This window comes from Neoroseomonas alkaliterrae, from assembly GCF_014199195.1.
Lineage (GTDB): Bacteria > Pseudomonadota > Alphaproteobacteria > Acetobacterales > Acetobacteraceae > Neoroseomonas > Neoroseomonas alkaliterrae.
This window is the reverse complement of record NZ_JACIJE010000004.1, coordinates 161,564-180,868: the sequence shown is the minus strand read 5'-3', so window position 1 is coordinate 180,868 and position 19,305 is coordinate 161,564. Positions and strand designations below refer to the sequence as shown.

The window sequence follows — 19,305 nt, the reverse complement described above, 5'->3', positions numbered from 1 at the left end:
GCGACGCGCCGAGGCCCGTCAACGCACCGCCCCGGGCCTCAGCGCACGATCCGCAGATTGGCGAGCTGCCCCGCGATCTCCCGGAAGGCGGCGCGCAGCGCCGCGGCATCGGGGCTGTTGAAGTGGTATTCCGGCTGCGTCGCGCAAGCGCGATAGAGGTCGCGCGTCGCGGCATTCGTGACGTTGAAGGTAATGGTGTAGACGATGACCCCGCGCGCCTTGATGCGCGTGCACATGCGCGCCATCCGGGCGTTGATCTCGGTCAGCGCCCGCGCATTGGTCAGCGGCGCGACAAGGCCGAGCCGGTTCTCCCGCAGCCTCCCATAGGCGGACATGTCGGTGTCGCCGTCGCTCGTGTAGCCGCTGCGGCAGGGCGGGTTGCTGCCCGTGGTCCGGCAGGCGCCGGGCGCGCCCTCGGGCCAGTCGTACCACTCGTTGTTGCCGTCGGTCATGAGCACGACGACCTTGTCCATGTAGGGCGTATCATAGTCCTGCGGCAGCGTGGCGCTGCCCCACAGGCCGCGCCAGCGCGGGGAGATCGTCGCCCATCCCATCTGAAGGCCGAGATTGGCCATGGTGCCGCCGCGATGCGTCGCGCGCAGGTTCGCGATCTCGTTGAGCACCACGCTGCGCGATGCGGTCAGCGGCAGGATCGCGCGCGGGCAGCCGAGATTCGGCCCACGGGCGTTGTTCCCGAGCGCGTTCTGCGCCGCGTCGGAGGGCGGGTTTTCCGGATTGGGCTCGGTGATGGTGGCGTTCGTCCACTCGTTGTCGCCCAGGTTGGGGCTGTAGCGGTTGACGGTGGAACGCCACAGGAAGGGACGGAAGGGCACGATGGTGGGCGGGGTGTCCGTCTCGTCCTCCCCGTTCACATGACGGGCGAAGACGCAGCCGCGCCAGACCGTGCTGCCATAGTCGGCGGGGTTGAGGCTGCCGGGTTCGAGCCAGCCCGTGCGCCCGCGGCCGATGTTGACCATCGCGGTATAGGGCACGACCGAGACCCAGAAATTCGGGATGGTCTCGCTCGGCCCGTAGAGGATGTTGACCAGCTCCGTCGCCGCATCGCGCAGCGCCGTCATCGGCGCGCCGGCCATCGAGCCGGTGACGTCGAGCACGAGCGCGAGCTCCATGCCGCGGTCCTGCCGCCGCGCCGCCTGGTCCACGCTCGCCACCAGCACGTCCTGGCCGAACAGGCGCAGCACGGTGGTGGGCAGCGCCGCGCGCGCGCGCACCCGCACCATGCGCGCCTCCTGGTCCACCGTGATGCTGAGCTGCGTCACCTCCGCGCCCAGGAAGCCGCTCGTCGCCTGCGAGCCCGTTCGCGTGAAGTTCGCCCAGAACCAGCGCTGGATCTGCGTGTCGCGGTCGAGGTCGTTGATCGCGCGCGCACCGGCCAGCGCCGCGGCGTCCACCGCCGTGATCAGCCGCGAATGGAGGATGTAGAGCCGCGTCAGGTCCACCGCGGCGCCCGCCATGGCGAGCAGCGGGATGGCGGCAAGCCCCGCCAGCATCGCGACCGCGCCGCGCCGGTCGCGCCTCAGGCGTCGCAGGAGCGTCATGACGCGGAGACCCTCAGGATGGAGACCATGCGCGGCCGCTGCAGCGCGAAGCTCTGCAGGCGCGAGAAGGGCGCGCCGGCGAGGAAGCGCCCCGAGAGCAGCCAGGGCTCGCGCGCGAGGAACACCTCAGCGACCACGGCCCCCTGTCCGATGGCGAGTACGAGGTCGCCCGAGCGTGCGGGAATGCTCGCCGCCCCGCCCTGCGCGCCGAAGGCGCTGGCGTAGCCGGACGAGCCGGCCCGCCGCTGCCACAACACCACTGGCCCCTGCCCCTGGTTCGCGAGGCCCGAGACGATCACCGCCCCATCCGCATCGGTGACGCGATAGGGTGCCGCGATCCGCCCCGCGAGATCGAACAGCGTCGCGAAATCCTCCTCGCGCAGAACCTGGTACTGGGCAGTGACGTTCGCGACCTCGCCGGCCGTGCGCTCGAGGCGGAGCGAGGTGCGCAGGAAATCCACAACGTCGAGCACCGCGAGCCCGAGCAGCGCGAGCACCGGCGCGACGAGGGTGAACTCGACCGCGACCGAGCCCCGCCGAAGACGCTCACGCAGGCGGAAAGGGCTCATTGCGGACCACCATGCGGGAACGGTGCGGGATCGCCCCGCGGCCGAGCAGAAGCGCCGGGAAGGGCGTCAGGAAGGGCTGCTCGTAGGCCAGTTCGTAGAGCACGGTCGCGCCCGCCCCACCCGCCCCCGCCTGGCCCTGGCCGGGGATGCCGAGCTGCTGCGGGTCGGCGAAGGCCGCGACCGTGACGCTCAGGCGATCGGCATTCAGCACATGCGGGCCGAACCACAGCACGATGCGCCGGACCGCCTCCTCGCGGCTGGCCGGGGCGGGCGGCGGCAGCCAGTCGGGCGCTGCGGCGCCCGTCGCGCCGAAGCGGCTCGCCTCGCGCGCGCCGATGTCGAGCGTCGCGGCCGTCAGCGCCTGCCACGCGCCTTCCAGCACCGTCATCATCAGCGCCATCAGCAGCGGCCCCGTCAGCGCGAACTCGAGCGCGATGGAGCCGCGGCCCGCGCGGCGGCGCCTCATGAGCCCGACAGCGCGGCCCGCCAGGCCACCACTGCCTCCCGGCTCGTCTCGCCCAGTTCGGGCGCCATCAGCTCGGCCGCGCGCGGCGCGTCGCCGGCCGCCGCATAGGCCAGAGCGAGGTTGTGCCGCTGACGCGGCGTCGCCTCCGGGGCACGCGCCACCGGCTCGAGCATCCGCACCGCCTCCGCACCCTGCCCGGAGAGCGTCAGCGACAGCGCGAGATTGGTCCGCGCCCCCGCATGCGCGGGATTGAGGGCGAGCGCGCCGCGATAGGCCTGCTGCGCCTCCGCATGCCGCCCCTGGAGGTCGAGCGCGACGCCGAGCCCGCTGAGCGCGCCCGGTTCGCGCGGCAGGGCGGAGACGGCCTCGCGGAAACTGGCCTCCGCCGCCACGGGATCGCCCCCGCGCAGCAGCGCGCGGCCGAGGCCGAGCCGTGCCGGCGCCGAAGCGCCATCCGCCGCCACCGCGCGGCGATAGGCTTCGGCCGCTTCAGACCAGCGCCCGGCGGCGGCGAGCATCTCGGCATGGCGGAGCTGCGCCGACGCATCGCGCGGGTTCTCCTGGGCGATGCGTGCAGCGATCGCGAGCGCCGCCGCCGTGTTGCCGGAGGCAAGCGCCGCGCCCGCCACGCGCAGGCGCTGGTCGCTCTCGACCGGGGCGCCCGCGCAGGCCACCAGAGCCCCGGCGAGAAGCATGGGAAGGACGAGGTTGCGCATGGGCCAACTCCTTCGGCTCAGGGACGCGCGGCGATGTCGAGCACCCGCAGCACGGCGGGCCCGCCGACGATGAAGAAGATGCAGGGCAGGATGAACGCGATGGTCGGCAGCGTGAGCAGTGCGGGCAGGCGCGCCGCGCGTGCCTCGAAGCGCATCAACGTCTCGTGGCGCAACTCGCCCGCCAGCGTGCGCAGGGCCTGCGACAGCGGCGTGCCGTATTGCAGCGTCTGCGCGAGCGTGCCGCCCAGGCGGCGCAGGCTCTCGAGGCCCGTCCGCTCACCCATGTTCTGCAGCGCCTGGCGGCGGTCGGAGAGAATGCGGAGCTCGGTGCCGACATTGGCGAACTCTGCGGCGACCGCGCGGTTGGCCTCGGCCATCTCGCTCGCCACGCGGTCCACCGCGGCCTCCAGCGGCAGCCCGGCCTCGGCGCAGATCACCATCAGGTCGAGCGCGTCAGCGAGGCCGCGCTCCACCTGCCGCGCATGCGCCTCGCGCATCCGCCGCAGAGCCATGTCGGGCAGCACGAGCCCCGCCACAGCGCCGCCGGCCACCAGCAGGTTCCGCCCCATCGGCCCCATCCCGGCCGAAAGCGGCAGCATCACGAAGGGCAGCGCGACCATCAGCAGCACCTTCGCCCCGATGAAGACCGCCACCGCGCGCTGGCCACGGAAGCCTGCCGCCACCACCGTGCGCTGGAGCTCGGCGAGGGTCTCCCCCTTGACGATGCCGCTCGCCATCACGGCCTGCCCGATCCGCCGCGCGATGCGCTGAGGCAGGGGTGCTGACTCTGGCCGGCGCACCTCGACGACGCCGCGCGAGGCGGCGATCCGCGCCTGCAGGCGCTCCGCGCGCCGCAGCCGCGGCAACAGCACAAGGATCGCCAGCAGCATCGCCAGCACGATCCCCATGGCGAGTTGCAGCGCCAGCGCCCGCGTCATGACAGCGACCGCCGGATGATGGTCTTCATCGTGCCCAGCCCGAGCGCGAGCGAGCCGATCGCGAAGGCCAGCACCATGTTGCCGCGCGGGTCGTTGAACAGGACCAGGATGTAGCGCGGGTTGATGACCAGCAGAGCCCCGGCGGCGAAGACCGGCACGGCCGAGAGCACATAGGCGCTGGCCCGCGCCTGGGACGCCAGCGCGTGGCCCCGCTGCCGCGTCGCGACGCGCTTGCGGACAACATCGGCGAGGTTGTCCAGCGTCTCGGTCAGATTGCCGCCCGCGCTGTTCTGCAGCGAGAGCGCCACGGCGAAGAAACGGTATTCCGGCAGGCCCGAGCGCCGCGCCAGGCGGCGCAGCGCCTCCTCCATCGGAATGCCGATCGCGAGCTGGTCCGATAGCCGACGGAACTCCGCCCCGGTCGGATCGGGCAGTTCCTTGCCGATGGTCCGCAGCGCCTCGACCACCGGAATGCCGGCGCGCACGGCGCGCACCACCATGCCCAGCGCATCCGGCAACTGCCGGTAGAGCGCATCGGCGCGCCGCCTGTGGACCATGCCGAAGCCCCAGCGCGCCAGCAGCACCCAGGCCGCCGCGGTGAGAAGCCACCCGACGCCACCGAGCATCCGGATCGCCTGCAGCCCCAGCATCATGGCCGGCAGCGACGCCAGCAGCACCAGCAGCGGCGGCGACAGAGGATACTGGTCGAGCCTTTCAGCATCCCAGCCGAAGATCTGCGACAGCCGGCGCTCCAGCGGTTCGGGCATGCGCAGCCACGCCGCCCGCGGCGCGCGCTGGGCGACGCGGCTCGCCATGCGCACCCGCGCGTGAGGCAACGAATGCGCCGCGAAGCGTTCGGCAAGGCGCCGCCCGCGCCCGTTCCGACCCGTGCTGTGCAGCCCCCACAGCGCCAGGCCGATGCCGAGCAGCAGCGCCAGAAGCAGGGCGAGCAGGCCGCTCATTCCCCCGCCTCCTCGAGCGCGGCGTACCAGGCGCGGTCCAGCCCGAAATACGCCAGCCGCGGCGCGAAGCCGGGCCGCGCGCGGCTCACGCGGTAGGACCCGCGCAGGCGGCCGCCTGGCTCCTCGCCCTCGTATTCCCACTGGAAGATGTCGTTCAGCACCACGACTTCGCCCTCCAGCCCGCAGACCTCGGTGATCTGCGTGCAGCGGCGCACGCCGTCGCGCATGCGCTCGATCTGCAGGATCAGGTCCACGGCCGAGACGATCTGCTGGCGGATCGCACGCGCGGGCAGGCTCGTCTGGCCCATCAGCACCATGTTCTCGATGCGTGTGACGGCATCGCGCGTGGTGTTCGCGTGGATGGTGGACATCGAGCCGTCATGACCCGTGTTCATCGCCTGCAGCATGTCGAAGGCCTCTGGGCCGCGGCACTCGCCGAGGATGATGCGGTCGGGGCGCATGCGCAGAGCGTTCTTCACGAGGTCGCGCTGCGTCACCTCTCCGCGGCCTTCGAGATTGGCAGGCCGTGTCTCGAGCGGGATCACATGCGGCTGCTGGAGCTGCAGCTCCGCCGCGTCCTCGCAGGTGACGATGCGCTCGGACGGGTCGATCAGCCGCGACAGCGCGTTCAGCATCGTCGTCTTGCCCGAGCCCGTGCCGCCCGAGATGATGATGTTGAGCCGCGCCCGCGCGGCGATCTCGAGCACCCGGGCCATCTGCGGCGAGATCGAGCCGTTGCGCACCATCTGCGCGAAGTCGATCTTGCGCTTGGCGAACTTGCGGATGGAAAGGCATGGGCCGAGCAGTGACAGCGGCGGGAAGATGATGTTCACGCGGCTGCCGTCCGGCAGGCGGGCATCCACCATCGGGCTCGATTCGTCGATCCGGCGCCCGACCTGCGCGGCGATGCGCTGCGCGATGCCCGCGAGGTGGCTCGCGTCGCGGAACCGCACCGGCGAGAGCACGATCCGCCCGCGCTGCTCCACGAAGACGCGGAACGGGCCGTTCACCATGATGTCGGTGACCGTCTCGTCCTCGAGCAGCGGCGCGAGCGGACCGAGGCCCAGCATGTCGTCCACCAGCTCGGCCGCGACTTCGCGCTGCTCGCGCGCCGAAAGCCCGATGCGCTGCGCATCCGCGATCTCGGCGATCATGCGCTCGACCTCGGCGAACAGCGCCTCCTGCGGCAGCGCGGCGACGGAGGCCGGATCTATGCGCGCGAGGCACAGCGTCCGCAACTCGGCCTTCTGGCGCTGCTGCGGCGTTGCCGGCGCGGCCGGCACCACCGATCCGGCCTCCGGCGTGGCCTCGGTCTGCACGGGCGGCAGGACGGGCGCCGGCGACGCCTCCTCGCGGACGCGCCGTCCGAAGGCCGGGGCTGGGATGTCTAGCGGAACCATCGCGCGAAGAGGCCCTTCCTCGCCTCCCCCTCCCCTTCCGTGCGGATCGAGGCGACATCCTGCGCCAGCCTCAGGATCGCGTTGCGAAAGGCCCCGCGCTGCCGCGCCGCCGCCTCACCCAGATCGGCCGCCGAGGGCACCACCTTCGGCAGCCACGGAATGACGAGTTCCGGAGCCTCGCCCAGCGCCTCGCCCAGTTGCGCCTCACTCAACATGCCGGGCTGGCCCGCGCGGTTCAGCACCGTGAGCGCCCGACGTGATTGCGTGGGTGCATTGGGGATGGCCGCGAAACGCAGCATCTCCCGCGCGCCGGCGAGCGAGGCATCGGTCACCAGCACGCGCTGATGCGCCATGTCGAGGATCTCCCGCGCCATCGTCCCGCTGCGCGCGGGAAGGTCCACCACGACGAAGTTGTATCGCCGCCGCAGCATCGCCATCAGCCGCGCCGCCGCTCCCGGCTGGCAAAGGACCGGATCGAGCGGCTTCTCCTCCGCCGCCAGCACGTGCAGCCGCTCCCCCGCCGGCTGGGCGGTGCGCTCGACGAAGAGCTCGTCCACGCGCTCCGGATGCTCGAGCGCCGAGCGCAAGCCGTTGGCCGTCCGCGCCCCGAGCAGCAGCGCCGCCGCCCCGCCATGCAGGTCGGCATCCAGGAGCACCGTGTGACGCCGCGCCTCCTCCCCGAGATGCCAGGCGAGGTTCGCCGCGATCGTCGTCGCGCCGACGCCGCCGCGCACGCCCGTGACGGTGATGACGCGCCCGCCCCGCAGATGCATGTCGCGCGGGCTTGTGCCCTGGCGGAGATAGGGCAGCAGGTGGCGGGCCACCATCTCCTGCGTCAGCGGCTTGAACAGATACTCCAGCACGCCCAGTCCGCGCGTAAGCTGGCGGTAGAAGGCCGCGTCCTGGCGCTCGCCGATCACCAGCACGCGCACATCGGGCTCGACCACCAGGGCGAGCTCCTCGAGCGCAGAAAGCGGCTGCTCCACGCCGCTCACATCCACGATCAGCGCGAGGGGCGTGGTGCTGCGCTTCAGCGCCCGCGTTGCCGCCAGCACGTCGCCGCGGCGCACCTCGGCCCCCTCGCCGAGTTCGGCGAGCAGGGTCTCGCGCAGCACGGCATCGGACTCCGTATCCGTGACGAAGGCCACCAGCGGCGCGCGATCCGCGGCGAGCGCCGTCGCCTGGGGCGCCGCCGGCGGGTTGCGGTCGGGGCCGTCAACGCCCGCCATCGCCACCGCCCGCGGGCGCCGACCCGCCGCCCTGCCCGGTCGCCTGGATGCGCGACACGCCCGAAGCCGGCAACGCCTTGACCCGGTCCGTCCGGTAGCGCGTCACCGCCGCCGCCTGCACATGCCCATCCGCACGCGGCTCGTTCACGCCACGGTCGAGATGCGCGGGCACCGCGACATGCAGGTGCAGGTTGGCCTCGTTGGCTCCGCGCGGCCGCCAGACGCCCTCCCGCGTATAGGGATCGATCTGCCCGCAGGCCGGGAGCAGAAGCAGCAGCAGGATCGTCGCGCGCCGCATCGCCGCGTCCCTCAATCCAGCACGAAGCCGGGATTGCCGGACAGGCCGCGCGGCGGCGGCCCGCCGCGGCCGGTCTGGCGCAGCAGCAGGATGCGCTCGACGTCATTGGGCGGCACGAAGCCGTCGGTGGGCGCGGCGACGGCGCGCGGGTTGTCGGCAGGCCGCACAAGGTAGGGCGTGATGATGATGACGAGTTCCGTCTCGTTGCGTTGGAAGCGGTCGGAGCGGAACAGCGCTCCCAGGATCGGCACCTCGCCCGCGAAGGGCAGTGCGCGCCCCGTCTGGCGCGAGGAATCCTGCAGCAGCCCGGCGATCGCGAAGGCCTGGCCCGAGCCGAGCTCCACCGTCGTCTCCGCCCGCCGCACCGTCAGCGCAGGGACGGTGATGGCGTTGCTGTTGCCCGCCAGCAGGCGCACCGCGCCCTGCTCGGACAGTTCGCTGACTTCCGAGCGGATGCGGAAGGAGATCCGCCCGTCGGACAGCACCGTCGGGACGAAGGCGAGGCCGACGCCGAACTGCTTGAACTCGATCGTCACCTGGTTCTCGCGCTGGCTCACCGGGATGGGGAACTCGCCGCCCGCGAGGAAGGAGGCCGTCTCGCCCGAGGTCGCGGTGAGGTTCGGTTCCGCCAGGATGGTGACCAGCCGGTCTTGCGCGAGCGCATCGATGATGGCGTTGATGTCGCGCAGCTCCGCGCTGCCCGTGCGGAAGCCGAGGCCGATGCGGTCGGAGGGGTTGGTGCGGTCGAAGGCGAGGTTGAAGGTTTCAAGCGCCGCGCCCGCCGGGCCGCCGACCAGCGTGCCGATGCGCCCGATCGTGCCGAGCGCCTGCCAGTTCACCCCGAGTTGCCGCGTCACCTCGCGCGACACCTCGGCGACGCGCACGCGCAGGTTCACCTGCGTCACGCCGGTGACGGCGATGCGGTTGTCGATGGCGATGCGCTCGTTTTCCAGGCGGGAGCGCACCAGCCCCTGCGCGCGCTCGGCATCGGCCGGCGCGCTGACGGTGCCGCTCAACACGATGCCGCCCGGGCCGGATTCCACCCGCAGGCTGCGGTTCCCCGGGAAGGCCCGCCGCAGCGCGGATTGCAGGTCCGAGACCAGGAAGGCGGAGGGGCGGACCGTCACCTCCCACTGAACCAGCGGCGCGCCCGCCGCGTCCATCGCCGCGAGCGTGGTGCGCCCCGGCGCCACGCCGAAGACGAAGACGCTGGTGGGGCTCGCGGGTCGCATCTCCGCGATGCGCGGGTCGGCCGCGAAGAGGCTCGCGGCCGGGGCGGACAGCACCAGCACCCGCCCCGTCCCCGCTTCCAGCGTCATGCGCTCGATCCTGAGGCCGGGCGGGGATTGCACCACCGGCAGGCTTTCCGGCGCCGCCGGCTGCGCGGCGGCGAAGGCGGGCAGCAGCAGCACGGCCGCAAGGCCGCGGCAGAGTCGTCGTGCATTCATCGGAAGCGAATCTCCTCGACCCGTCCTGGGCCTCCGAAGACGCGGATGGTGGCGCCGGCACCCGATGCCGATGCGCCCGCGGGGTTGAATGCGCCGCTGACATCGCCGCCCCAGACGGGGCGCTGCGCGATCCCTTCCTCGACAGGGGTGCCCGCCGCGCGAAGGGCGAGCGACAGCCTGCCCAGCCGGATCGCCACCGCGACGCGCGTCGCCTGCTCGGGCGAGACCTCGAGCGTGACGGTGCGGTTCGTCTCGCGCAGCGAATCCCCGACCGCGCCGGGCTGCATGCCCTGCACCAGATGGCGGTCCACGGCGATGACGCGCGCGGCGGTCAGCACCGTCTCCCCGGCCACGCGGCGCGCCGGGGCCGCCTCGCTCTCGTCGAAGGCCTGGGTCAGGATCACGTCCACGCGGTCGCCCGGCCAGATCAGCCCGGCCGCGCCCGAGACGGCGTCCACGCCGACCGTCACCGCGCGCATCCCGGGCGCCAGCACCGCCGCCAGGAAGCCGTTCTCGCCGGGCCGCAGCACGCCATCGAGGCTCAGCACGTCGCCCGCGGCGAGCGTCCGCCGCACCATCGCGCCGATCAGCTCGATCCGCGCCTCGGGCCCGTCGCGCAGCGCGCCGTCGCGCGCCTCGGCCGCCGGAACCTCGCGCGCAGCGATGTCCTCGGGCTTGAGCAGCGTGCCGGCCTGCACGCCGCGCGCGGCGACGAGGATGCTCACGCGCGCCGGCGGCGGCGCCTGCGCCGAGGGTGGCGGCGCGGGCGGCGGCGCCAGCGCGACCACCCCGATCAGGCCGAGGGCCGCGACGCCGACCAGCACCACGACGATGAGGACGAGCCGCAGCGCCATCACTCAGCCCCCCGGCCCGATCATGACGAAGGCGGCCCCGGCGGCGATCGCCACGCCGTAGGGCAGCGGCGCCCCGCGGGCGATGCGGCGCGCCTCGTGCCGCAGCAGCCGCCGCGCCACCGAGGCGCCGCGCGCCGGGCGGCCAACGCAGACTTCCGCCACCGGGCGAAGCAGGAGATGAAGAATCGCCAGCACCCCGCCGGCCAGGGGCACCGCCAGAAGCAGCACCGGCACCGAAGCGGGCGGCACGAGCAGCGCCGCCGCGGCCAGGAGCTTCACATCCCCGCCGCCGAGCAGCCCGCGATGCCACAGCAGCGCGGCCACGGCGCCAACCATGCCGGCGACGCCCGCCGCCACGGCCAGCACCGCGGGGCCCGACGCGGCGTGGCGCACGCCCGCAGCCAGCGCGAGCGCCGCCGCGATCCCGTTCGGGATGCGCCGGAAGGCGATGTCGGACGCCGCCGCCGCCGCCAGGAGGCCCAGCGCCAGCACCAGCGCGATGTCGGTCAGCGGGGAGGGATACGGGACCATCGCAGCGATTGTCGCGGGGCCCACATGAAGGAAGCGTTTAGCGCGCCGCGTGCAGGCCGCGACGGGGCGGCGGGCGCTCCACCCGCCGCCCGCGCGCCGGTCACGGAGGCGAGACGAACTTCGCGGCGATGCCGTTCAGCATCGCGTCGAGATTGCCGCCGAGCAGCGTCAGGCCGCCGATGATCGCCACCGCGATGAAGGCCGCGATCAGCCCGTACTCCATCGCCGTCACGCCGCGCGTGTCGGCCTTCAGCGCCGCGAGGCGCATCAGCGTCGTCTTCACCATGGTCGGGTCTCCGAGAGCGCGCGCCGCGCGGCGCGCGTGGGGGGTTGGACGCCTGGCATCCTGCCGGCCACCGAGCAGTCCCGTCCGCGTCACCAAGGGCGGCGGAGCGGGCCCTCGCGGCCATTTGAGCGAGACAGAGCTGAAAACTCGGTTAAGGCCCCTTGACCCTGACCGGCCTCACGGCAGCCGCGCGAGCCGCTCGGCCAGCAGCGCGAAGAACCCGTCCGCGTCGAGCGTCTCGAGAAGCCGCGCATTGGCCGCCTCGCCGCCGCGCCCCCAGCGGTCGATGATGGTCCGGCCGCGCGCGGCCCCCGGCCCGCACTCGACGCGCACATGCGCCTCGCGCGCGGTGAAGAGCGCGGGGGCGAGCAGCCAGGCGACCGCGCAGGGATCGTGCAGCGGGTGGCCGCGATGACCGAAGCGGCGCGAGGGCGGCACGGCTTCCATGATCCGCGCCGCCGCATCGAGGCAGCGCCCGCCCCCAGCCGCGCGCAGCGCGGCGATCCGCCCCGGCGTGACCAGCGCCTGCGCCGTCAGCTCGAGCGTGGCGAGCGTCAGCGGCCGCCCGCAGGCGAGCAGCACGGCCAGCGCCTCCGGATCCGACCAGGCGTTGAACTCGGCCGAGGGCGTGATGTTCCCCTCCGCCCAGGCCCCGCTCATCAGCACGATCTCGGCGACCCGCGCGGCGAGGGCGGGCTCCGTCGCCAGCGCGAGCGCGAGGTTCGTCGCCGGCCCGATGCCGATCAGCGTCACCTCCGCCTGCGCGCGCAGCACGGCGCGGATCGCATCCGCCGCGATGCCGGGCGCGGCCGGCGGCCCTTCCGGCAGGACCACGCCGCCGAGGCCGTCCGCCCCATGCACGCGCGGCTCCGGTACGAAGGCGCCGAGCAGCGGTCCCTCGGCCCCCGCCACCACCGGCACGGCGCGGCCGGCGAGGCCGACCACCGCGCGCGCATTGCGCAGCGTATTCGAAAGGCCGGCATTGCCCCCCGCCACCGTCACCAGCCGGATGTCGAGTTCCTCGCTCGCCAGCGCGAGCCACAGCGCCACGGCGTCATCCGTGCCGGGATCGGTGTCGATGACGCAGGCGCGGGGAGCCACGGGCCTATCCGGGCTCGCGCGGGAGGACCGGCACCGCGATCTCGTTGCGCCGCAGGGCCGGGATCGTCCAGGGCGGGTCGTAGAACCACGCCTCCGCCGCACCGGCCGGCTGCCAGCCCGACCCGGCGAGCATCCCGGCCAGCGCGGCGCGCCGCTCCGCCGTCCTGGTGGGCCGCGGCACGCCGGTGAAGCGCAGCACCGCGACCGTCTTCGCGGGCAGCGCGCGCAGGCGCAGCGCCCCGTCATCCGGCGGCGGAAGGGTGGCGATGCGCGCATGCATCGGCAGGTGGATCCGCACCGCCCAGAGCCGCGCCTCGCCCGGCCCGGGATCGGCGCCCTCGGGTCGCTGCGCGACCGGCAGCGCGGCGGCGACCTCCTCGCCGCGCAGGTTCGCCCCGCCGACGAAGGCCGTCAGCCGCTCGACCGCCGCGGCACGGGCCGCATCCTCGGCGCCGGCCACATGCACCTCCACCGCCACGCGCGGGCCGTACTGGCGGATCTCCAACGCGCCCAGCCTGTCCACCACGGCGAAGGGCGGCTCGACCGTCCCCGCGCGGATGCCGAAGACGCTCTGCGTCCCGATGAAGAGCGTGCCGAACAGCACCGGCAGGGTCGCCGGCATGGCCTTCCCTCCGCTTTTGCTTCGACTCAGGATATGGGCGCCGCGTGCGGCCGGTCCACCCGCCCCCCTTTGCGCGGCCGCCGGGCCATGCGCTACTCCGGTGCGCGAGTGCGGGAGACGACGATGCCGGCCGATGGTGGCGCAAGCGACAGGATCATCTACTCGGCGCCGGTGGGCGACGAGGTCAAGACCACCACCTGCTACATGTGCGCCTGCCGCTGCGGCATCCGGGTGCACCTGAAGGATGGCCGCGTCCGCTACATCGAGGGCAACCCGGACCATCCAGTGAACAGGGGCGTGCTCTGCGGCAAGGGCAGCGCCGGGATCATGACGCACTACGCCCCGGCCAGGCTGCGGGCACCGCTGAAGCGCATCGGCCCGCGCGGCTCGGGTGAGTTCGCCGAGATCTCCTGGGACGAGGCGATGGAGATCGCCACCGGCTGGCTGAAGAACGTGCGGGAGACGGACCCGCGGAAACTTGCCTTCTTCACCGGCCGCGACCAGTCGCAGTCGCTCACCGGCTTCTGGGCGGCGCAGTTCGGCACGCCCAATTTCGCCGCCCATGGCGGGTTCTGCTCGGTGAACATGGCCGCCGGCGGGCTCTACACCATCGGCGGGTCCTTCTGGGAATTCGGCGAGCCGGACTGGGAGCACGCGCGCTACCTGATGCTGTTCGGCGTGGCCGAGGACCATGATTCCAACCCGATCAAGACCGGCCTCGCGGCGCTGAAGAAGCGGGGCGCGAAGGTGGTCTCGGTGAACCCGGTGCGCACCGGCTATTCCGCCGTAGCCGATGAATGGGTCGGCATCCGCCCGGGCACGGACGGCCTCTTCATCATGGCCTTGATCCACGAATTGCTGCGCACCGACCGCGTGGATGGCGCGTTCCTGGTCCGCTACACCAACGCGCCCTGGCTCGTGGTGCGCAACCCGGGCGGGGCGGATGACGGGCTGTTCGCCCGCGATGCCGATGGCAAGCCGCTGGCGTGGGACCGCGCGCGGGGCGCGATCGCGGCGGAAACCGCGGACCTTTCGCCCGTGCTGGTCGGCGAGTTCACGCTGCCGGACGGCCGCAAGGCGCAGCCGGTCTTCCACCTGATGGCCGAACGCTATCTCGGCACCGAATATGCGCCCGAGGCGGTGGCCGAACGATGCGGCGTGAGCGCCGAGCGCATCCGGCGCCTCGCAGCCGAGGTCGCCGACATCGCCTTCAACCACCCGCTGACGCTCGACATCCCCTGGACCGATGTCTGGGGCCGCAAGCACGAGACGTTGGTCGGCCGCCCCGTGGCGTTCCACGCCATGCGCGGCATCAGCGCGCATTCCAACGGCTTCCATACCTGCCGCGCGCTGCACATCCTGCAGATGCTGCTGGGCGCGGTCGATACGCCGGGCTCCTGGCGCTACAAGTCGCCCTTCCCGCGCCCGATCCCGCCCGGCCCCGGCCCGGCCGGCAAGGGGGCGAAGCCGAACACGCCGCTCGCGGGCAACATCCTCTCCTTCACCCACGGCCCGGACGACCTGCTTGTGGAGGAGGACGGCACGCCGATCCGCATCGACCACGCCTTCTCCTGGGAGGCGCCGCTCGGCCTGCACGGCATGATGCACACGGTCATCGGCAATGCCGCGAAGGGCGATCCCTACCGCATCGACACGCTGTTCATGTTCATGGCGAACATGGCCTGGAACAGCGCGATGAACCCCCTCGACACCATCGCCTGCCTGACCGCGCAGGACGAGAACGGCGACTATGTCATCCCGCATGTCATCTACTCGGATGCCTATTTCAGCGAGACGGTCCCCTACGCCGACCTGATCCTGCCGGATACGACGTATCTGGAGCGCTGGGACTGCATCTCGATCCTCGACCGGCCCATCGGCTCCTCGCACGGGCCGGGCGATGCGATCCGCCGGCCGGTGGTCAAGCCCGACCGCGACGTGCGCCCCTTCCAGGAGGTGCTGATCGAACTCGGCGCCCGCCTCGGCCTGCCCGCCTTCGTGAAGGAGGACGGATCGCCGCGCTTCAAGGACTACCCGGACTACATCGTGAACCACCAGCGCATGCCCGGCATCGGCCCGCTCGCGGGATGGCGCGGGGAGGACGGGTCGAAGAAGGGTGTGGGCGAACCCAACCCGGACCAGTTGCAGCGCTACATCGAGAATGGCTGCTTCTGGCGTCATCACCTCGCGCCGGAGGAATCCTACTTCAAGCACGCCAACGCGACCTACCTGGCCAATGCCAAGGCGATGGGGCTGATCGGCAAGTCGGATCAGATCGTGCTGCAGATCTGGTCCGAGCCCTTGCAGAAGTTCCGCCTCGCGGCGGAAGGCCACGGCGCGAAGCAGCCGCCCGAGCACCTGCGCGAGCGCGTGCGCACCTATTGCGACCCGCTGCCCTTCTGGTACGCGCCGCTCGAGCAGCAGCAGCACGACACCGAGCCCTTCCCGCTCTCGGCCGTCACGCAGCGGCCGATGGCGATGTACCATTCCTGGGGCACGATGAACGCCTGGCTGCGGCAGATCCACGGCGCCAACAAGCTCTACATGGCGCGCGCCCGGGCCGAGGAGATGGGCCTCGCGCAGGACGACTGGGTCTGGGTGGAAAGCCGCTCCGGCCGCGTGAAGGCGCAGCTGAGCCTGATGGAAGGGGTGAACCGCGACACGGTCTGGACCTGGAATGCCATCGGCAAGCGCGCCGGCGCCTGGATGCTGACACCCGATGCGGCCGAGGCCACGCGCGGCTTCCTGCTCAATCACGTCATCAGCGAATGGCTGCCCGCCCAGGCCGGCCCGCGCCTCGCGAATGCCGACCCCGTCACCGGCCAGGCCGCCTGGTATGACCTTCGCGTGCGCGTGACGAAATGCGCGCCGGGCGAGGAAGGCGTCACCGATCCGCTGCCCACCATGCTGCACCCGCCGCCCAACATGCCCGAACCACCCGACATCCTGCGCTACCACGCCGGGGGGGCGAAGCCGTGACCTCGCTGCCCACACCCCCGCCCGGGGCCAAGAAGCTCGGCCTCGTCATCGACCTCGACACCTGCGTGGGCTGCCACGCCTGCGCGACCAACTGCAAGGAATGGAACACCAGCGGCCACATGGCGCCGCTGCCCGACCGCAACCCCTATTCCGCCGGTCAGGAGGGTGTGTGGTTCAACCGCGTCCATTCCTACGAGGCCGGCGAGGGCGAGGAGGGGCGCACCGTCCACTTCCCCCGCTCCTGCCTGCATTGCGAGACGCCGGCCTGCGTCACCGTCTGCCCCACCGGCGCATCCTACAAGCGCGCCGAGGACGGCATCGTGCTGGTCAACACCGACATCTGCATCGGCTGCCAGCTTTGCGCCTGGGCCTGCCCCTATGGCGCGCGCGAGTTCGACGACGATGCCGGGGTGATGAAGAAGTGCACGCTCTGCGTGGATCGCATCTACAATGAGCACATCCCGGAGAAGCAGCGCGTGCCCGCCTGCGTCTCCACCTGCCCGGCCAATGCGCGGCATTTCGGCGACCTCGGCGACCCCGACAGCGCCGTCTCGAAGCTGGTCGCCGAGCGTGGCGGCGTCGCGCTGATGCCCGAGCTCGGCTACCAGCCGGTCAACCGCTACCTGCCGCCGCGCCGCGCACCGAAGCCCGATGCCGGGCCGCCGCGCGATCCGGGCCCGCTGCCCTCGCAGATCACCAACCCGCTGCTGCGCTGGGTGGACAAGGTGCTGTCGCGATGAATCCAGCACCTTCGATCATCGTCTTCACCGTCGCCTCGGGTGCGGGCTACGGGCTGCTGTTCTGGATGGGGCTGCTGCGTCCGCTCGGGCTCGTGCCGTCCTCGGCGGGCTTCGGCGCGCTGGCCGTCGGCATCGCGCTGCTGCTCATCATGCTCGGGCTGCTTTCCTCGACCGCGCATCTCGGCCGGCCGGAACGCGCCTGGCGCGCGCTCAGCCAGTGGCGATCCTCCTGGCTCTCGCGCGAGGGTGTTGCGGCGGTCGCGACCTTCGCGCCGGCGGGCCTGTTCTTCGTCGGCGTCATCGGCGGCGGCGGAGCCTTCACCACGCTGATGGGGCTGCTCTCGGCCATCGGCGCGGCGGCAACGGTGTTCTGCACCGGCATGATCTACGCCTCGCTCAAGCCGATCCGGCAGTGGCACCATCCGCTGGTCACGCCGGGATACCTGCTGTTCGGCGCCTTCTCGGGCGCCGTGCTGCTCACGCTGTTCGCCGCCTTCTGGGGGGCTGCGGCGGTGCCGGCGGCCATCGCGGCGGTGCTCGGCGCCGCGGCGTTCATCCTCAAGCGCGCCTACTGGAGCAGCGTGGATGCCGCGCCACCCGTCGCGACGATGGAGAGTGCCACCGGCCTCGGCTTCATCGGCAAGGTCCGCCCGCTCGACCCGCCGCACACCGAGACCAACTACCTGCTGCGGGAGATGGCCTTCCGCATCGGCCGCGTGCATGCCCAGCGGCTGCGCCGCATCGCCTCGCTCGCCGGCTTCGCGGCGCCCGCGGTGCTGCTGGCGCTGGCGCTGCCATTCGGCGGTGCGCTCGGCGGCATCTTCGCCTTCGCCGCGACCGGGCTTGCGCTGGTGGGGCTGCTAGCCGAACGCTGGCTGATGTTCGCCGAGGCGACGCATACCGTGGCGCTGTACTACGGCCAGGAGCCTCGCGCCTGATTTCCCCGGCGCGCTTGCGTGCCGGGCCGGCTTCCCCAAGGATCACCTCCCGCACGAACCGGGGAGGCACATCCATGAAGCGTTCCACCTTCCTCAGGGCCATCGCGGCCTCGGCCACGACGGCGGCGCTCGGGCTGCCGCGCCTCGCCCGCGCCCAGGGCGCCACGCTGCGCTGCGGGCTCAAGCTCAGCCCCACCTCGATGGACCCGCATTTCCGCCTTTCGGGCGAGCAGTCCATCCTGCGCGCGCTGCATGCCCGCTTCGTCGGCATGAGCCATGACGGCAAGCCCGAGCCCGGCATCGCCGAATCCTGGCGGACCATCGGCGACCACACGGTGTGGGAGTTCAAGCTGCGCGCCGATGCGAAGTTCAGCGATGGCAGCCCGATCACCGCGGAGGACGTCGCCTATTCCATTGCCCGCGTGCCGACCATCACCGGCTCGGCCGGGGCCTATCACATCTTCGTCCGCGCCATCACCGGCACCGAGGTCAAGGACGCGCGCACGCTCCACATCCGCACCGCGCAGCCTTACCCCTTCATGGTCGAGGACATGACCGAGATCGCCGTTCTGTCGAAGGCGCTTGGGCCGGAGATCAGGACCGCGGATTTCAACGCACGGAACGTGCGCCTCTTCTCTGGACCCTACACGCTCGCCGATTACCGCTTCGGGGAATTCGTCGAGATGCGGCGCAACCCGCATTGGTACGGCCCGGCGCCAGCCTTCGAGGCTGCGCATTTCAAGGTCATCGCCTCGGACGCCAGCCGCATGGCGGCGCTGCTGTCGAACGACGTGCAGGCGGTGGACGAGGTCTCGGTGCCCGACATCGCGCGGCTGCGCCGCGACCCGAACCTCAACGTCACGCAGATCGCGGGCATGCGCGTGATGTACGTGGCGATGGACATGGACCGCGACGCCTCGCCCTTCGTGCGTGACGCCAGCGGCCAGCCCATGACGCGCAACCCGCTCAAGGACGCGCGGGTTCGCCAGGCGCTCTCTCTCGCGCTCAACCGCCAGGCGATCGTCGAGCGCGTGATGGAGGGGGCCGCGACCGTCGCCTCCAACCTGCTGCCGGAGGGCACGCCCGGTACCTCGACGAACCTGCGCGTCGTTCAGCAGGATGTGGATCGCGCGCGAAGGCTGCTCGCCGAAGCGGGATACCCGAACGGCTTCCAGCTCACCATCCACGCCACCAACGACCGCTACCCCAATGACGAGAAGGTGGCCCAGGCCATCGCACAGTTCTGGACGCGCATCGGCGTGCGCACGGAGGTCGCGACACTGCCCAACGCGGCCTATTTCCCGGCCGCCTCGCGCCAGACCTTCAGCGTCATGGCGGCGCAATACGGGGCGGACAATGTCTCCTACGCCTATCGCGCCCTGGTCCATACCTTCGACCGCGAGCGCGGACTCGGCACCGCCAACCGCACCCGCCATTCGAGCCCCCGCGCCGATGCAGTGCTGGCGGAGGCGCTGACCGAGATGGATACCGAAAGGCGCAACGCCCTTTTGGCTCGCGCCGCTGAGATCGCCATCGGGGAGGAGGCGATCATCCACATGGTGTACCACCCGGCCTATGTGTACGCCGCGCGCAAGCCACTGACAGTAACGCCCTACTACAATGGCGCGTTCCTGCCGCAAGCGGTTACGAGGGGGTAGAGCGACGACTG

At 72.2% G+C, this 19,305-nt stretch carries 19 protein-coding genes; 4 read left to right on the top strand and 15 right to left on the bottom strand.

Translation table 11 applies throughout. The features are described 5' to 3' along the window. Positions 1-38: 38 nt before the first annotated feature. The 15 genes from FHS88_RS09100 to FHS88_RS09030 all read right to left on the bottom strand — a co-directional run bounded on the left by FHS88_RS09100 (position 39) and on the right by FHS88_RS09030 (position 12,979). Positions 39-1,559 carry a pilus assembly protein TadG-related protein gene (locus FHS88_RS09100; protein WP_184483765.1) on the bottom strand — a complete coding sequence of 507 codons (1,521 nt, stop codon included), beginning with the start codon at positions 1,557-1,559 and terminating at the stop codon, positions 39-41. Then, positions 1,556-2,128 carry a TadE/TadG family type IV pilus assembly protein gene (locus FHS88_RS09095; protein ID WP_184483763.1) on the bottom strand — a complete coding sequence of 191 codons (573 nt, stop codon included), beginning with the start codon at positions 2,126-2,128 and terminating at the stop codon, positions 1,556-1,558. The genes FHS88_RS09100 and FHS88_RS09095 overlap by 4 nt, the downstream gene beginning before the upstream one ends. Continuing rightward, positions 2,106-2,594, bottom strand: coding sequence for a TadE/TadG family type IV pilus assembly protein (locus FHS88_RS09090; RefSeq protein ID WP_184483761.1), 489 nt, complete (start codon positions 2,592-2,594; stop codon positions 2,106-2,108). Before FHS88_RS09090 ends, FHS88_RS09095 begins: the two co-directional genes overlap by 23 nt. Then, positions 2,591-3,310: a tetratricopeptide repeat protein gene (locus FHS88_RS09085; protein ID WP_184483759.1), complete on the bottom strand. Its 720-nt coding sequence runs from the start codon at positions 3,308-3,310 to the stop codon at positions 2,591-2,593. Before FHS88_RS09085 ends, FHS88_RS09090 begins: the two co-directional genes overlap by 4 nt. Positions 3,311-3,327: 17 nt before the next feature. Further along, positions 3,328-4,248 (bottom strand): type II secretion system F family protein, encoded by a 921-nt coding sequence (locus FHS88_RS09080; protein ID WP_184483757.1) that lies wholly within the window; start codon positions 4,246-4,248, stop codon positions 3,328-3,330. Beyond that, positions 4,245-5,210 (bottom strand): type II secretion system F family protein, encoded by a 966-nt coding sequence (locus FHS88_RS09075; RefSeq protein ID WP_184483755.1) that lies wholly within the window; start codon positions 5,208-5,210, stop codon positions 4,245-4,247. Before FHS88_RS09075 ends, FHS88_RS09080 begins: the two co-directional genes overlap by 4 nt. Continuing rightward, positions 5,207-6,610, bottom strand: a complete 1,404-nt coding sequence (locus FHS88_RS09070; protein ID WP_184483753.1) for a CpaF family protein — start codon at positions 6,608-6,610, stop codon at positions 5,207-5,209. Before FHS88_RS09070 ends, FHS88_RS09075 begins: the two co-directional genes overlap by 4 nt. Further along, the gene (locus tag FHS88_RS09065) at positions 6,598-7,839 is read right to left on the bottom strand and encodes an AAA family ATPase (protein WP_184483751.1); all 1,242 of its coding nucleotides are present in this window, start codon (positions 7,837-7,839) and stop codon (positions 6,598-6,600) included. Before FHS88_RS09065 ends, FHS88_RS09070 begins: the two co-directional genes overlap by 13 nt. Further along, positions 7,826-8,137: a hypothetical protein gene (locus tag FHS88_RS09060; RefSeq protein ID WP_184483749.1), complete on the bottom strand. Its 312-nt coding sequence runs from the start codon at positions 8,135-8,137 to the stop codon at positions 7,826-7,828. Before FHS88_RS09060 ends, FHS88_RS09065 begins: the two co-directional genes overlap by 14 nt. An 11-nt stretch (positions 8,138-8,148) precedes the next feature. Then, positions 8,149-9,585 (bottom strand): type II and III secretion system protein family protein, encoded by a 1,437-nt coding sequence (locus FHS88_RS09055; protein ID WP_184483747.1) that lies wholly within the window; start codon positions 9,583-9,585, stop codon positions 8,149-8,151. Next, entirely contained in the window at positions 9,582-10,439 is an 858-nt protein-coding gene (gene cpaB / locus FHS88_RS09050) for a Flp pilus assembly protein CpaB (RefSeq protein ID WP_184483745.1), read from the bottom strand. Before cpaB ends, FHS88_RS09055 begins: the two co-directional genes overlap by 4 nt. A 3-nt stretch (positions 10,440-10,442) precedes the next feature. Next, a complete protein-coding gene (locus FHS88_RS09045) occupies positions 10,443-10,970 on the bottom strand; it encodes a prepilin peptidase (protein ID WP_184483743.1) in 528 nt (175 codons plus the stop codon). Positions 10,971-11,070: 100 nt separating this feature from the next. Then, positions 11,071-11,256, bottom strand: a complete 186-nt coding sequence (locus tag FHS88_RS09040; RefSeq protein ID WP_184483741.1) for a Flp family type IVb pilin — start codon at positions 11,254-11,256, stop codon at positions 11,071-11,073. A gap of 177 nt (positions 11,257-11,433) precedes the next feature. Continuing rightward, positions 11,434-12,357, bottom strand: coding sequence for a nucleoside hydrolase (locus FHS88_RS09035; protein WP_184483739.1), 924 nt, complete (start codon positions 12,355-12,357; stop codon positions 11,434-11,436). A gap of 4 nt (positions 12,358-12,361) precedes the next feature. After that, a complete protein-coding gene (locus FHS88_RS09030) occupies positions 12,362-12,979 on the bottom strand; it encodes an SOUL family heme-binding protein (RefSeq protein ID WP_184483737.1) in 618 nt (205 codons plus the stop codon). Positions 12,980-13,102: 123 nt separating this feature from the next. Here FHS88_RS09030 and FHS88_RS09025 point away from each other — a divergent pair, with 123 nt between their 5' ends. From FHS88_RS09025 to FHS88_RS09010, 4 genes are all read left to right on the top strand, one after another. Next, positions 13,103-15,958 (top strand): molybdopterin oxidoreductase family protein, encoded by a 2,856-nt coding sequence (locus tag FHS88_RS09025; RefSeq protein WP_211842398.1) that lies wholly within the window; start codon positions 13,103-13,105, stop codon positions 15,956-15,958. Further along, positions 15,955-16,698: a 4Fe-4S dicluster domain-containing protein gene (locus tag FHS88_RS09020; protein ID WP_338146483.1), complete on the top strand. Its 744-nt coding sequence runs from the start codon at positions 15,955-15,957 to the stop codon at positions 16,696-16,698. The genes FHS88_RS09025 and FHS88_RS09020 overlap by 4 nt, the downstream gene beginning before the upstream one ends. After that, the gene (locus tag FHS88_RS09015; RefSeq protein ID WP_184483731.1) at positions 16,695-17,636 is read left to right on the top strand and encodes a dimethyl sulfoxide reductase anchor subunit family protein; all 942 of its coding nucleotides are present in this window, start codon (positions 16,695-16,697) and stop codon (positions 17,634-17,636) included. The genes FHS88_RS09020 and FHS88_RS09015 overlap by 4 nt, the downstream gene beginning before the upstream one ends. 74 nt (positions 17,637-17,710) lie before the next feature. Further along, the gene (locus FHS88_RS09010) at positions 17,711-19,294 is read left to right on the top strand and encodes an ABC transporter substrate-binding protein (protein WP_184483729.1); all 1,584 of its coding nucleotides are present in this window, start codon (positions 17,711-17,713) and stop codon (positions 19,292-19,294) included. Positions 19,295-19,305: the final 11 nt, after the last annotated feature.